This is a genomic window from Stenotrophomonas sp. FSL W7-1447 (assembly GCF_037966425.1).
GTDB lineage: Bacteria > Pseudomonadota > Gammaproteobacteria > Xanthomonadales > Xanthomonadaceae > Stenotrophomonas > Stenotrophomonas pavanii.
The window spans coordinates 682,634-695,872 of record NZ_CP150199.1 but is presented as its reverse complement, the minus strand read 5'-3'; the positions used below and the strand labels follow the sequence as shown (position 1 = coordinate 695,872).

At 69.5% G+C, this 13,239-nt stretch carries 12 protein-coding genes; all 12 read right to left on the bottom strand.

The genetic code is table 11. From position 1 onward, the window contains the following. Nucleotides 1-478 precede the first annotated feature (478 nt). On the bottom strand, nt 479-2,683 hold the full coding sequence (gspD, locus tag NSQ78_RS03125) for a type II secretion system secretin GspD (protein WP_064237629.1): 2,205 nt from the start codon (nt 2,681-2,683) through the stop codon (nt 479-481). A 9-nt stretch (nt 2,684-2,692) separates the two neighbouring features. After that, nucleotides 2,693-3,490 carry a hypothetical protein gene (locus NSQ78_RS03120; protein WP_064237628.1) on the bottom strand — a complete coding sequence of 266 codons (798 nt, stop codon included), beginning with the start codon at nt 3,488-3,490 and terminating at the stop codon, nt 2,693-2,695. Continuing rightward, on the bottom strand, nt 3,480-4,187 hold the full coding sequence (gene gspM / locus NSQ78_RS03115; protein ID WP_238585492.1) for a type II secretion system protein GspM: 708 nt from the start codon (nt 4,185-4,187) through the stop codon (nt 3,480-3,482). Before gspM ends, NSQ78_RS03120 begins: the two co-directional genes overlap by 11 nt. Further along, on the bottom strand, nt 4,168-5,313 hold the full coding sequence (locus tag NSQ78_RS03110; RefSeq protein WP_049464292.1) for a PilN domain-containing protein: 1,146 nt from the start codon (nt 5,311-5,313) through the stop codon (nt 4,168-4,170). Before NSQ78_RS03110 ends, gspM begins: the two co-directional genes overlap by 20 nt. Next, entirely contained in the window at nt 5,310-6,173 is an 864-nt protein-coding gene (locus tag NSQ78_RS03105) for a general secretion pathway protein GspK (RefSeq protein ID WP_064237626.1), read from the bottom strand. The genes NSQ78_RS03110 and NSQ78_RS03105 overlap by 4 nt, the downstream gene beginning before the upstream one ends. Then, complete coding sequence (locus NSQ78_RS03100; RefSeq protein ID WP_064237625.1) at nt 6,170-6,802, bottom strand: type II secretion system protein J; 633 nt, start codon at nt 6,800-6,802, stop codon at nt 6,170-6,172. The genes NSQ78_RS03105 and NSQ78_RS03100 overlap by 4 nt, the downstream gene beginning before the upstream one ends. Further along, entirely contained in the window at nt 6,799-7,218 is a 420-nt protein-coding gene (locus NSQ78_RS03095) for a prepilin-type N-terminal cleavage/methylation domain-containing protein (protein ID WP_064237624.1), read from the bottom strand. Before NSQ78_RS03095 ends, NSQ78_RS03100 begins: the two co-directional genes overlap by 4 nt. After that, on the bottom strand, nt 7,215-7,709 hold the full coding sequence (locus tag NSQ78_RS03090; protein ID WP_064237623.1) for a GspH/FimT family pseudopilin: 495 nt from the start codon (nt 7,707-7,709) through the stop codon (nt 7,215-7,217). The genes NSQ78_RS03095 and NSQ78_RS03090 overlap by 4 nt, the downstream gene beginning before the upstream one ends. A gap of 6 nt (nt 7,710-7,715) precedes the next feature. Next, entirely contained in the window at nt 7,716-8,159 is a 444-nt protein-coding gene (gene gspG, locus NSQ78_RS03085) for a type II secretion system major pseudopilin GspG (protein WP_049464282.1), read from the bottom strand. A 49-nt stretch (nt 8,160-8,208) separates the two neighbouring features. Continuing rightward, nucleotides 8,209-9,429 carry a type II secretion system F family protein gene (locus NSQ78_RS03080; protein WP_032956504.1) on the bottom strand — a complete coding sequence of 407 codons (1,221 nt, stop codon included), beginning with the start codon at nt 9,427-9,429 and terminating at the stop codon, nt 8,209-8,211. A gap of 24 nt (nt 9,430-9,453) precedes the next feature. After that, nucleotides 9,454-11,175 (bottom strand): type II secretion system ATPase GspE, encoded by a 1,722-nt coding sequence (gene gspE / locus NSQ78_RS03075; RefSeq protein ID WP_064237622.1) that lies wholly within the window; start codon nt 11,173-11,175, stop codon nt 9,454-9,456. 136 nt (nt 11,176-11,311) lie between these two features. Continuing rightward, nucleotides 11,312-13,165, bottom strand: a complete 1,854-nt coding sequence (locus NSQ78_RS03070) for a S8 family peptidase (protein WP_064237621.1) — start codon at nt 13,163-13,165, stop codon at nt 11,312-11,314. Between the last annotated feature and the right edge of the window lie 74 nt (nt 13,166-13,239).

Below are 13,239 nucleotides of genomic sequence, written 5' to 3'. Positions count from 1 at the left end.
CAACCATGGGGGCTTGGCCGCGGCATCCATGCCGCGGACACCCCCGCAACCGGACCCACCCCGCCTTCGACAGATTTCTTCGATCTGCCAGCAAAGCCTGGCGTCAGATCCCATTTGCGTATATCGGTCTCTGACAGAGGTGTCGACCAAGGTCGACACCTGCCAACAGCCGCGGGAATCTGTCAGAGGTGGGTCGGCGTGGGGTGGCAGGACCGTTGGCGCCAAGGATGGCGCCATCGAGCCCCCAGGGGTGAGGGCGCTTTGCTTGCGAAGCACTGCTTCGCAAGCGCCCGAACGCACAGCCGCCAGCGGCTGGGCCGGTCTGGGGGTTTACGGCGTGTCCTGCCACCCCACGCCGACCCACCTCCCTCAGTAAACCCGCTGTTGATTTGGCTTTGGCTTTGGCTGTCGCCGCTGCTCTTGCCGGCCAGCGGCCGGCACTACCGCGGGTGCCGGGCGCCGCCCGGCCGTAACCCCCTTACTTCTTCGCGCGCGGCGCGTTCAGCGGCTCCATCGCACGGAAGCGCTTGCTGTACTCGTCGGTCAGGTTGCGCGACTCCTGGTTGCTGCGGACGATGGTCGGCGTCAGCAGCACGATCACTTCCGAACGACGGCTGGTGCGCGTCTTCTGCCCGAACAGCGCACCGACCACCGGAATCCTGCTCAGGCCCGGAATGCCGCTGCTGCCATCGGTGGCCGAGTCGGTGATCAGGCCCGCCAGCATGATGGTGTCGCCACTCTGCACCGCTGCTTCGGTGGACAGCTTCTTGGTCGAGATGCGCGGGTTGCAGTTGCGCTCGGTGGGGTTGCAGCTGTCGGGCACGTCCGAGGCGCTGCTGACTTCCTGCACGATGTCCAGGAACACGGTGCCGTCGCGGGTCACGCGCGGGCGCACCTTGAGGATCACACCGGTGTCGATGTACTGCACCGAGCTGTAGGTGCTGGTGCCCACGCCGGTGTTCACCGTGGTGGTGTTGATCGGCACCTTGTCGCCCACGTTGAGCGTGGCCTCGGCGTTGTTGCGCACGAACACCGACGGCGTCTGCAGCAGGCGCAGGTCGGTCACCTTGTCCAGCGCACTGACCACCGCGGCCGCGTTGTGGCCGGTGAAGGCCCAGCCGACGCCGTCGTTGCCGGTGACGCCGCCGGCGAAGGTGTTCCACGAACCACCTGCAGCCGGCGGCAGGGTCAGGCCCGCCAGGGCTCCGGTGAGCGCGCGACCGGCCACGGCATTGTCGAAGAACCAGTTCACGCCGTACTTCAGGTCGCCGGTCAGCGCGACTTCGGCCACCTGCGCCTCGATGTGCACCTGCAGCGGCATCACGTCCAGCTTCTCGATCACCTCGCGGATCGAGCGCCAGGCCTGCGGGCTGGACCGCACCAGCAGGGTGTTGGTTTCCTCCACCGCCGATACGCCGACGCGGTCGCCTTCCACTTCCAGGCTGACGCTGACGTTGCCGGGCTGGCGCTGCGGCAGGTTCAGGCTGCCATTGCCGCTGCCGCCGCTGCCACTGGTACCGCCCAGCGTCGAGCCCAGGGTGCTGCTGGTGGTATCCATGCCACGATCGCCGTCACCGCCCAGCTGCGACGGGATCGCCCCCGGCGCGAGCGAGGCCGGGCTGGAACCGCCCCGGTTGCCACTGCTGGCAAAGGCCTCGCTGAGGCGCTCGGCCAGGTCGCGCGCCTTGATGTAACGCAGTTCGTAGGAGAACAGGCGGGCACTGCCGCCGGCGGTGTCGATGCGGTCCAGCCACTGCTGGATCTGGTCCAGGTAGCGCACCTGCGGGGTGATCACCAGCACGGCGTTGGCGTTCTCCAGCGGCAGGAAGCGGAACATGCCGGCGCTGGGCGTCTTGCTCTCCTCGCCGAACACTTTCTCCAGGTCGGCCGCGACCTGCTCGGCCTTGCCCGACTGGATCGGGAACACGCCCACCGACATGCCCGACAACCAGTCGACATCGAAGATCTCGACGGTGCGCAGGTAGTTTTCCAGCTCGGCGCGGGTGCCGCCGAGGGTGATCACGTTGCGCCCGCTGTCGACGTTGACGATGGCGTTGGGGCGCGCATACGGCTCCAGCACCTTCTTCATCTCGGTGGCGGAAATGAACTGCAGCGGGACCACGCGCACCTCGAAGCCGCGCGCGCTGGCGGCCGGCGCGGTGCTCGGTGCCACCGTGCCGGCCAGGGCCTGGTCGGCGGCGACGATGTTGTAGCGCCCGCCGCTGTAGACCATGCGCGCGTTGTTCCAGCCCAGCACCATCTCGAGCAGGTTCAGCGCCTGCGCCGGCGAGACCGGCTTGGGCGTGGCCAGGGTGACCGTGCCCTGCACGCCCGGTGCGATCACGTAGTTCTGGCCCAGCATGTCGCCGAGGATGGCCTTGACCACCGCATGCAGCGATTCGCCTTCGAAGTTGAAGGTGGCCTCGCCGGTGCTGGCGCCATGCAGCGCCGGCGCCGGGGCGCGCGCGGCCTCACGGTTGATCATCGTGCCGGTGCCACGGCGGATCACCGCCTGCGGCGCGCCCTGGCTCTCGCGGGCGGCATCGGCGACGCCATCGGCCGCCTGGCCGGCGCCGGCGCTGGGCGACAGGTTGCCGTTGCGCTGCACGTGCGGCGCGGACACCGTACTGCAGCCGACCAGCAGCGCGAGGGCAAAGGACCAGGGAAGAAAACGCAGGTTCATGCATTCACTCTATCGGTTGGTGCCATCGCCCGGGGGCGGCGACGGTTGTTGCTGCTGTTGCTGCAGCTGGCGACGGCGGGCCTGGATGCGTTCGCGGATGGCCTGCATCTGCGCTTCGCTGGGCCCGTTGGTGTTGGCCGGTGGCGTGTTCGTGGGTGCGGCCGGCGCGGCGGCGGCAGCGGCATTGCCGGTACTGCGCTGTGCACTGCCCCCCGGTGCAGCGACCGGCGCTGCGGGGGGCTGCACCGGTGGCGGTGCCCCGCTGCCCGGCGCTGGCGGCACCGCGCCATTGGCACCCCGCAGCACGGTTGGCGGCTCTCCGCCCTGGCCGTTGAACACCGCCAGTTCAAGGACCTGGTTGCCACCGGGGCCGATCACGGTCGCCTGCCGCGGCTGCAGCGCCACCAGCTGCCAGCCGTCCACGGCTTCGCCGTTGAGGCGCAGCCGCAGCGAGCGGTTCTGCTCGGTGGTGAAGGTGGCCATGCCGAAGTCGCCGGTCAACAGCACGCCGGTCAGGCGCAGCGCGGCACTGGCCGCGGGTTCGCTGCCACCCAGCAGGTACGGGCGCGGCCTGCGGTCTTCGGCGAACAGCGGGCGCTCGCCGATTGCGCTGTAGCTGTCGGCGCTGGCCATGCGCTCGGCCGCCAGCGGCGGCAATGACGGCAGCGCAGGCGCGGCGTCGGCATCACCGCCGGCACCGGGCAGATGGCTGCCCAGCCCGAAGCCGGTGGCCAGCCAGACGGCAGCGGCCCAACCGGCCAACGCCAGCAGGAAGCCGGTGCGCAGGCTGATCTGTTCACGTTTCATCGGCCACCTCCTGCCCTTCGGACGGGGCGGCCGGCGGCGGCGCAGGGGTCGCCTCGGCCGGTGAAGGCAGCACTGCGGGCGCTGCAGCAGGCGTTGTCGCCGCGCCGTCGGCGGCGGCGCCCGGCAGCAGGTAGCCGGCCAGCTCGAACGACACGTCCAGGCCCAGCCCCGATTCATTCGGCGATTGCTGGAAACGCTGCGCGATCAGGTTGAGGTTGTCGACGAACAGGCGTGGGCTGCCGGTTTCAAGGCTGTGCAGCACGGTGGCCAGTTCGGCCACGCCGCAGCGCAGCCGCACCTGCATCGCGACACGCACGAACTCGGCATCGCGGCGGTTGTCCGCCAGCGGCGTGCGGTTGCTGATGGTGCAGCTGCGGTTGCCCGGGCTGGCCATCGCCACGGCATCCTGCAGGCGGGCACCCAGCGCGGCGGCAGCGGCTTCGGCCGTGGCTTCGCGCAGGAAGCCCGGCCGCTGCTGCAATGCCTCGCGGGTGGCACGCAGGCGCTGTTCGATCTGCGGCCGCTGCTGCAGCTGCGCCTGCACGCGCGCCTCGCGCTCGCGCAGCGCGGCGACATCGGCATCGATCGCACGCAGCGGCTGTGTGAACCATGGGTGCACCAGCAACAGATACGCCACGCCGAGCACGGCCAGCAGCAGTGCCAGCGCCAGCCAGCGGTCACGGCGTGCGCTTGGCATCGGCATCGGCCGCCTCCGGGCTCGGTGCCGCGGCCGGCAAGGGCTGCAGCTCGGCAGTCATGGTGAAGCGGTCACGGCCACTGGCGGCGCCATCGGCCTGCAGCACCCCGGTCAGGTTGACCTTGCGCCACTGCGGTGCATCCTGCAGCAGCTGCACGAGCTGCGATGCCTCGCGGCTCAGGCCGATCAGCTGCAGGTTGTTGTTCTCGATCGCCAGCTTTTCCAGATAGGTGCCTTCCGGCAGGCGCCGGGTCAGTTCATTCCAGATTTCCACGGTACCGGCGCGCTGGCTGCGCTGTTTCTCCAGGAACGCGGCACCATCGATCAGCGCCTGCAGCTGCGCGCGTTCGCTGGCCACGCCACGCGCACTGCGCGCGCTGCGCTCGACCTGCTCACGCAGCGCGTCGGCGGCAGCCCGGCGGTTGTCCAGCAGCTGCACTGCTGCCAGCACCAGCATCACCGCTGCCGCCACCGCCAGCAGCAGGTTCCAGCGCCGCATCGGGTCCGGACGCACCTGGCGCTGCGCGGGCGGCAGCAGGTTCACCTGCAGCACGTTGCCCTGCACATCGATGGCATCGACACCGGCCAGTGCGTCGGCCCACGGGCCCACCCCACTGCGCCATGCGTCCAGCTGCCGCAACGGCCACGCCACCAGTTCGACCTGCAGCTGGCCTTCGCCGGCCGCGCCCAGTTCACGCACGTCATAGCTGACCTGGGACGCTTCGAACGGCGTCTGCCGGTCGATCTCGAAACCGACCACCGCGCGCAGGCGATCGGCCGCAGCGGCGGGCAGGCGCAGGGTACGCCGCAGGACGTCCGTCGCCGGCAGCAGCCACACCCGCGGCAGAGTACGCAGGCGGGGCTCCAGCACGCGGTCCAGGTCCGCCGGCGACAGCGGCCACGGCAGGCGCGCCACCGCTTCGCGGCGCTCACCGGCCTCGCGCCAGACCTGCAGCTCGCCCCCCTGCTGCTGCAACAGCAGGCGTGCCTGACCCCAGCCCAGCGCCCATTGCCAGCGCACCGGCACCCAGGCCAGCAGCGACTGACGCCACCAGCGCAGGAAACGGCCCGCGCCCGGGCCGATCCGGCCCTGCACCTGCCGCAGACTGTCCTGCCACGCCGTCATCTTGCTGTCATTCCCTGCTCCCAGCGAAGCACTGTGTAAGTCCGCCCGGGAACCCCGCCCGAGCCACTGCGTACCACTGCCTGCACCACCGACCTGCGTCCACTGCTGTCGATGGCACCGGACTCGATACTATAGGTGCCGCTGCTGCTGGCAAGCGTTGTCGTACCGCCAGCGGAATCTGCATCACGCTCCTGCTGTGCGCGCTGCGCCATCACACTGTCCGCATCCAGGCCCAGCGCGGTCAGCACCGGTGCGCTGGCGAACTGCGGATCCGGGCGTGCTTGGCGGCTGTACAGGGTCAGGTGCGGCAGCATCGCCCGGTACAGCGGGCCGCGCATGCCCAGCACCCGCTGCAGCTCGCCCAGGGTCTCGAAGCGCTTGTTGCGGGGGCCGTAGGGCAATCCGGCTGCGGCGTAGTCCTGCGCTTCGGCGCCCCCTCCCGGCTGCAGCAGGCTGTCCTCGTCGCGCCAGTCGATGATCGCCCCGGCCAGCTGCCGGGCCTGGGCATCGTCTTCGCCCAGCGCCTTGAGGAAGGCGGTCAGCAGCGCCGCATCGGCCAGATTCAGGTTGATCTTGCCGTTCTCGTCCAGCACCTTGATCTCGATGCTGGCGTCGTCGAACTGCCAGCGGTAGGTACGGCCATCGGCACGCCAGGGCGCGCGTTGCGGATCGGCCGACAGCCGCAGCAGGGCATATTCAAGGCCGGCGCGCGCACGTTCCTGCCCGCGTGCATCGTCATCCAGCACGCGCTGCTGCAGGTGCTCGACCCGTGCGCTCAGCGCGAATGCACCGACCAGCGCCGTCATCAACGCGATCAGCCACAGCACCAGCACCAATGCCGCCCCGCCCTGCCGGCTCATCGTGCGCCTCCACTGCCACCGGCACGCAGCGCCACCACCAGCGGCGGCCACGGCGTGCCGCGGTTCGGCTCGATCTGGATTTCCACCAGCATCGGCAGGCGGCGGGTGTCGTCCCAGCGCGGCAGCCAGTCGGTGACCTGCCCGGTGCTGGCATCGATGCCGCGGTAGCGCAGCTGCACCGACTTCAGGTTCTCCACCAGCACCTCCGGCGGGCGCGGCGGATTCTCGGCGATGCGCTCGCCTTCCTGCAGCAGCACCAGGTCCAGCAACAGGCGCTGTTGGCCACCGCGTCCGTCCACCTGCAGCGCGTGCAGGTAGGGTCCGCCACGGCCGAGGTAACCGGGCAGGTCGGCGGCGAACAACATGCGCTGCTCCTCACCTTGGAAGAAGACCGGCTCGCGGGTGGGGTCCGGGGCCTCCAGCGGGGTGCGCAGTGCACCCGCCAGCTGCCTGCGCAACAACGACTCGACGGCGCGCATGCGTTCGCTTTCGGCAGCGATCTGCTCGCCGCGCTGGCTGACCGCCATCGCCGAGCGCACGCTGGCAAAGGCCAATGCCAGGCCGCCAGCCAGCAGCACCGTCGCCAGCATCACTTCGACCAGGGTGAAGCCCGCGGCGCGCTGCTTCATCGCGCGTTCTCCAGGTCGGGCGGCAACAGGCGCAGGCTGCGCCAGTGCAGTTGTTCGCGCTCGCTGTCGCCCCAGCGCACCTGCAGCTGCAGCTCGGCCAGCCATGGGGCACCCGGTGACGTGGCCTGCACGACGTTGCCGGCGCGTGGTTCGACCCACGGCTGGACCTGCAGCTCCCAGTGATAGCGCCCCTGTTCCCAGTCACCCTGCTGGCTGCCCACCTGCAACGGCGTGTCGACGCCGGCCTGGGCCAGCAGTGACTGTGCATGCAGCACCGCGCGCGTGCGCAGTTCGGCGTCACGCACCTGTTTCGCGCCACCGGACAGGCTGCCCAGCAGCAGGGTCAGCGCCAGGCCCAGCAGGGCGAAGGCGATGATCACTTCCAGCAGGGTGAAGCCACGCGCGCGCCGCTTCATGGCGCCCGCCAGGGCCCGGAGCGGACCTCGCCGGTGAGCCAGCCGACTTCGATGCGCCACTCGGCGCCGTCGCGCTGCAACCGGATGCGGCCGCCGCTGGAGCCGCCATCGGGATGGAACTCGATCACGCCCTGCCCCGGTGCCGTGGCCAGCTGCGCGGCGCCTTCGAACTGCACCTGCAGTTGTGCCGGCACCTCGCCCTGGCGCCGGTTGGCTCCCTCCCAGCGCCGCCGCGCCGGCTCGATCACGAAGCGCTGCGGCTCACCACGGGAAATCGCCTGCGCGCGCACCATGCGTAGCTGGTTGGCGATGTCCTTCCCGGCGCCGCGCAGCTGCATGCCGGCGAACCCTCGTGACAGGCCGGCAGCGGTGATCAGGCCGATCGCCGCGATCAGCGCGATCACCAGCAGCATCTCCAGCAGCGACAGGCCCGCCGCGCGCCTGCCGGGCAGGCGCGGGTGCGGCACCCGGCGCGGCAGGAAAGGCGTCATGCGCGCTTACGGCTGATAGCGGATATCGGCGTCGACGCTGCTGCCACCGGCCTTGCCATCCTTGCCCAGGCTGACCAGCTCGTACGGCTGGCCTTCGCCGGGTGCGCGGTATTCCAGCGCGTGGCCCCACGGATCATTCAGGTCGGCCGGCTTGGCGTACGGGCCGAGCCAGCCGCCGACGCCGGCCGGCGCTGTCACCAGGTCATTGAGCGTGCCCGGCAGCTTGCCGGTGTCGATCTGGTAGTTGTCGATCTTGGAGGCGACGGTCTGCACCTGCGCCTTGGCGATGTTGGCCTTGCCACGGTCGGCACCGCCCAGCACGCGGCTGGCGACCAGGGTCAGCACCGCGCCGATCAGCACGATGACGATGATGATCTCCAGCAGGCTCATGCCCGACTGGTTGCGCGCGGCGGCGAAGGAAAGGCGGATCGGTCGGCGACTGGCAATCATGGACGGTCCTTTCAGTTGCGGAGTGTCAGGGTTGCGGAGCGTGCCATCGTCAACCGATGGCATTGGTCAGGTCGTACAGCGGCACCAGCACGGCCACGATCACCGCACCGACCACCGAGGCCAGCACCAGGGTGATCGCCGGCACCATCGCCGCCAGCATGCGGTCGATGCGCCGGGCGCTGTCCTGTTCAAAGGTATCGGCGGCTTTCAGCAGCATGGTATCGAGCGCGCCGGATTCCTCGCCGACCTGGATCATCTGCAGCGCCAGGCGCGGGAACCGCTTGCCGCGCGACAGCGCCAGCGACAGGCCGGCACCGTTCTTCACTTCATCGGCGGCGGTTTCGACATCGGCGGCCAGGGCACGGTTGCCCAGCACGTTGCGCGCGATGCCCAGTGCCCCCAGCAGCGGCACGCCATTGCGCAGCAGTGTGCCCAGCGTGCGCGCCAGCCGGGCGGTTTCCAGCTCGCCGATGAGTCGGCCGATGCCACGCCGCTGCAGCAGCCAGCCATCCAGCGCCAGACGGAACGCCGGTTGCCGCGCCTTGCGCTCGAAGAACAGCACCAGCACGCCGGGCACCACCAGCAGCAGCACCCACCAGTCACGCACGAACAGGCCCAGCTGCAGTACCGCGTTGGTGAACCACGGCAGCGCCACGTCCAGGCTTTCGTACATCTGCGCGAACTGCGGCACCACGTAGCCGAGCAGGAACAACAGCGCGCCACCGACCACCACCAGCAGGATCGCCGGATAGACCAGTGCGTTGATGACCTTGCCCTGCAGCGCACGGCTGCGCTCAAGGTAGTCGGCCAGGCGCTGCAAGGTTTCATGCAGGCTGCCACCGGCCTCGCCGGCACGCACCATGTTCACGTACAGGCGCGAGAACAGCCCATGCTGGCGTTCCAGCGCGGTGGACAGGGGCGCACCGCCGCGCACCACGTCGCGGATGTCGGTGATCGCGCGGCGTGATCGTTCGTCCTCGGGCAACCCCAGCAGGATCGACAGCGCGCGATCCAGTGGCTGGCCAGCACCGAGCAGGGTCGCCAGCTGCTGGGTGAACTGCAGCAATGCGGCACCCTGCAGCGGGCGCTGCTGCAGCAGGTTGCGCCAGCTACTGCCGCCGATCGCGCCGGCGTCGGCCAGCTGCGTCTCCATCGGCAGGTGGCCCTGGTCCTGCAGGCGCGCGATCAGCTCGGCCTCGCTGGCCGCTTCCATCTGCCCGTCGAAGACCTCGCCATGCGGGTTGAGCGCCTTGTAGCGATAGTTCGGCATGTCAGCCCCGGCGTCCTGCGCGCATCAGCTTTCCTCGGTCACGCGCAGCACTTCCTCGATGGTGGTCTGCCCGCTCAGCGCCTTGGACAGGCCATCTTCGTACATCGTGCGCATGCCGGCCTCGCGGGCGATGCGTTCGATCTCGCCCATGCCGTCGCGACGCATCACCGCACGGCGAAGCGCATCGTTCATCACCAGGAATTCCATGATGGTGGTACGCCCCAGATAGCCGGTCGGCGCCAGCGCAGACGGCTTGGGGCGGTACAGATGGATCGGCCCTTGCGGCTGCAGGCGGCGCAGTTCGAACCGTTCGATCTCCTCCGGCGAGGCTGCGTAGCGCTCGGCGTGGGTCGGCTCCAGCCGGCGTACCAGGCGCTGGGCCAGGATGCCGTTGATGGTGGAGGTGAGCAGGTAGTCTTCCACGCCCATGTCGAGCAGCCGGGTGATGCCACCGGCCGCATTGTTGGTGTGCAAGGTGGACAGCACCAAGTGGCCGGTCAGCGCCGACTGGATCGCAATGCGCGCGGTTTCCAGGTCGCGCATTTCACCGATCATGATGATGTCCGGATCCTGGCGGACGATGCTGCGCAGCGCATTGGCGAAGTCCAGGCCGATCTGCGGCTTGGCCTGGATCTGGTTGATGCCCTCGATCTGGTACTCGACCGGGTCTTCGACCGTGATGATCTTGACGTCGGCGGTGTTGAGCTGGCTCAGCGCGGTGTACAGCGTGGTGGTCTTGCCCGAACCGGTCGGGCCGGTCACCAGCAGGATGCCATGCGGCTGTTCCAGCACTTTGCGGAACTGCGGCAGGAAGGCGTCGGTGAAACCCAGCCGATGGAAATCGAACACCACTGTCTCGCGGTCGAGCAGTCGCATCACCACGCTTTCGCCGTGCGCGGTCGGCACGGTGCTCACGCGCAGGTCCAGTTCCTTGCCCTGCACGCGCAGCATGATGCGGCCGTCCTGCGGCAGGCGCCGTTCGGCGATGTTGAGCCGGGCCATGATCTTGATGCGGCTGATCACTGCGGCAGTGAGGTTGGCCGGCGGGCTTTCGCCCTCCACCAGCACGCCATCGACGCGGTAGCGGACCTTCAGCCGGCTCTCGAACGGTTCGACATGGATGTCCGAGGCGCGCAGCTCCACCGCACGCTGGATCACCAGGTTGACCAGGCGGATCACCGGCGCTTCCGACGCAAGATCGCGCAGGTGCTCGATATCGTCGACGGCACCGCCCTCGCCATCGGCGGTTTCCACGATCGCCCCCATCGCGCTGCGGCCCTGGCCGAACCAGCGCTCGACCAGATCATCGATCTCCGCGCGCATGCCCAGCACCGGCGTCACCGGGACCCCCAGCGCCAGCTGCACGGCCTGCTGCGGATAGGCGTCATGGGCATCGGCCAGCCACAGCCGCACCCCGTGTTCATCCAGTTCCAGCGGGCACACGTGGAACTGCTTGAGGAAACGCAGCGACAGCGGCAACCCTTCGGCCAGCGCCTGCGGCGGCGCTTCGGGCACCTGCTTGCCCTCCAGCAGCGGCAGGCCCAGCACTTCGGCGCTGGCCAGCGCCTGGTCGCGTTCAGACACCAGGCCCAGCCGCACCAGCAGGCCCAGCAGGCTGCCGCCGGCCTCGGCATGCAGCGGCCGCGCGCGCGCCAGGTCGCCTTCCTTGAGCCGGCCGCGTGCCAGCAGCGCATCGAGAATGTGGCCTTCGGCGTCGTCGGTAACGGGTGCAGCGAGCGCGTTCACATGACTCTCCTGTCAATCGGCCCGACTTTAGCAGTTAAGCCGTGATTTCCGCTGCCCCGCGGCCACCTTTCGTAAAAAGACGAAGCCCGTCACACAGGGTGACGGGCGTCGGCCGTTCAACTACGACAACGGGTGCTTACTGCGTGGCGAGAATGCTCACGCCGTTGTATGCCGCTTCGCCCACCACCTTGATGTAGTAGGTGCCCGCGACCGGCTTGTTCACCCGCACCGTTTCGGACGTGCCAGGGCGGGTCGACTTGGCGTCGTTGTCGCTGGCACTCGGTTCGCGTCCCTGGGCGATGTAGACCGAGACGTTGCCGGTACCGCCGTAGGTGATCACGCTGAGCTGCTTGCCGGCGGCCGCCTCGAAGCTGTACAGGCGGCTGCTGCCGGCCGCACCGTTCAGGCCCCCCACGGCGGCCTTGTTGGTCAGCGGCGTCGCCACCGGCCCGCAGTTCTCGGTGCACGGCTCTTCCAGCGCCTTGGCCAGCGCCGCCTTGGCATCAACGATACCGGTACCGATCGGGGTGGCAGCCGGGATGCTGACCGGGAAGGGACGCGCGGTCTCCTTCAGCAGCGTGCGCATCGCCGCCGGGGCCAGCGGATCCTTGCCCTTGGCGATCAGCGCGCTCTGCACCAGCGCAGCGACCGCTGCCACGTGCGGCGACGCCATCGACGTGCCGCCCATGCCCATGTAGCTGTAGCTGCCCGACTGCGGGGTGGTGGCCGCATCCGAACCGGACTGCCAGATGTAGCCACCCGGGTTGCCGTCCACGCTGCCACCGCCGCCGGGGCCGGACAGGTCCACGCGCGTGCCGTAGTTGGAGTAGTAGGTGATGCCGCCGGTGATACGGGTGGCGCCGACGGTCACCACGCCATCGCAGCTGGCCGGACGGTACTTGGATGCGTTGTCGGTCTCGTTGCCGGCGGCCACCACCACGGTGGTGCCGCGCGAGATCGCGCCGTTGATGGCGTCCTGGTAGGTCCCGTCACAGCTGCCGCTGCCGCCGAGGCTCATGTTGATGATCTCGGCCGGGTTGGCATTGGCGGGCACGCCCGCTACGGTGCCGCCGGACGCCCAGGTGATGGCGTCGGCGATATCGGAGAGGTAGCCACCGCACTTGCCAAGCACGCGGACCGGCAGCACCTTGGCCTTGTGCGCGACACCGGCCATGCCGACGCCGTTGTTGGTCTGCTCGGCCACGGTACCGGCCACATGGGTACCGTGCCAGGAACTGTCCTCGGCGACGGAGCCGGTGTAGCACTCGTTGTCGTTCTCGACCCAGTCACCATAGTCCTGCGCGCCCGGCACGCGATCGTTGGTGGCACGGCGCGACGTCTCGGCATCGCTGATGAAGTCGTAGCCTTCCAGCAGGTTGCCGACCAGGTCCGGGTGCTGCGGCAGGATGCCGGTGTCGAGCACGGCCACCACCACGCCCTCGCCCTGCGACACATCCCACGCAGACGGCGCGTTGATGCCACCGGTGGCGTTGTGCAGGTGCCACTGGTACTGCTGGTAGTACGGATCGTTCGGTGCCAGCGCCGGCTGCACGTCACCGGCACGCAGCTCGGTGCGGCGCAGCTTCACGTCGGCTTCGGCGTACTGCACGGCCGGGTCGGCCTTCAGTTCCTTCAGCACGCGCTGCAGTTCCGCAGGCGCCAGGCGCCCCTGCAGACGGATCAGGTCGGCACCGACGCCGAGCCTGCGCACGACCTGCGGGCCAAGCGTGCTGGCGCGGGCGGTGCCACCGGACAGGCTGGCGCGGGTCAGCGCGGACTGCACGGTGGACAGCTTGGCCGAACGGTCGCCCGCCGCAGCGGTGCCGGCACGGTACTTGACGATGATGCGCTCGGCGCCCGGCTCGGCGGTGCTGGCCTGGCGCACCGGTTCACGGGTCGGCAACCCGGCGGCGTGGATGGCACCCACCGCGGTCATCGACAGCACGGCGGCGGCAAGCACATTGATGCGAAGGTTCTGCTTCTTGATCACGTCGAATTCCTCTTCTGGGTCATGGATCGAACCAACACTGCGGCCATCATTCCTTGACGACTCCCGGCCGGCCC

Coding starts and splice junctions, on each gene's coding strand:
- gspD (WP_064237629.1), bottom strand. CDS start 2,683: ATGAACCTGCGTTTTCTTCCCTGGTCCTTTGCCCTCGCGCTGCTGGTC.
- NSQ78_RS03120 (WP_064237628.1), bottom strand. CDS start 3,490: ATGAAACGTGAACAGATCAGCCTGCGCACCGGCTTCCTGCTGGCGTTG.
- gspM (WP_238585492.1), bottom strand. CDS start 4,187: ATGCCAAGCGCACGCCGTGACCGCTGGCTGGCGCTGGCACTGCTGCTG.
- NSQ78_RS03110 (WP_049464292.1), bottom strand. CDS start 5,313: ATGACGGCGTGGCAGGACAGTCTGCGGCAGGTGCAGGGCCGGATCGGC.
- NSQ78_RS03105 (WP_064237626.1), bottom strand. CDS start 6,173: ATGAGCCGGCAGGGCGGGGCGGCATTGGTGCTGGTGCTGTGGCTGATC.
- NSQ78_RS03100 (WP_064237625.1), bottom strand. CDS start 6,802: ATGAAGCAGCGCGCCGCGGGCTTCACCCTGGTCGAAGTGATGCTGGCG.
- NSQ78_RS03095 (WP_064237624.1), bottom strand. CDS start 7,218: ATGAAGCGGCGCGCGCGTGGCTTCACCCTGCTGGAAGTGATCATCGCC.
- NSQ78_RS03090 (WP_064237623.1), bottom strand. CDS start 7,709: ATGACGCCTTTCCTGCCGCGCCGGGTGCCGCACCCGCGCCTGCCCGGC.
- gspG (WP_049464282.1), bottom strand. CDS start 8,159: ATGATTGCCAGTCGCCGACCGATCCGCCTTTCCTTCGCCGCCGCGCGC.
- NSQ78_RS03080 (WP_032956504.1), bottom strand. CDS start 9,429: ATGCCGAACTATCGCTACAAGGCGCTCAACCCGCATGGCGAGGTCTTC.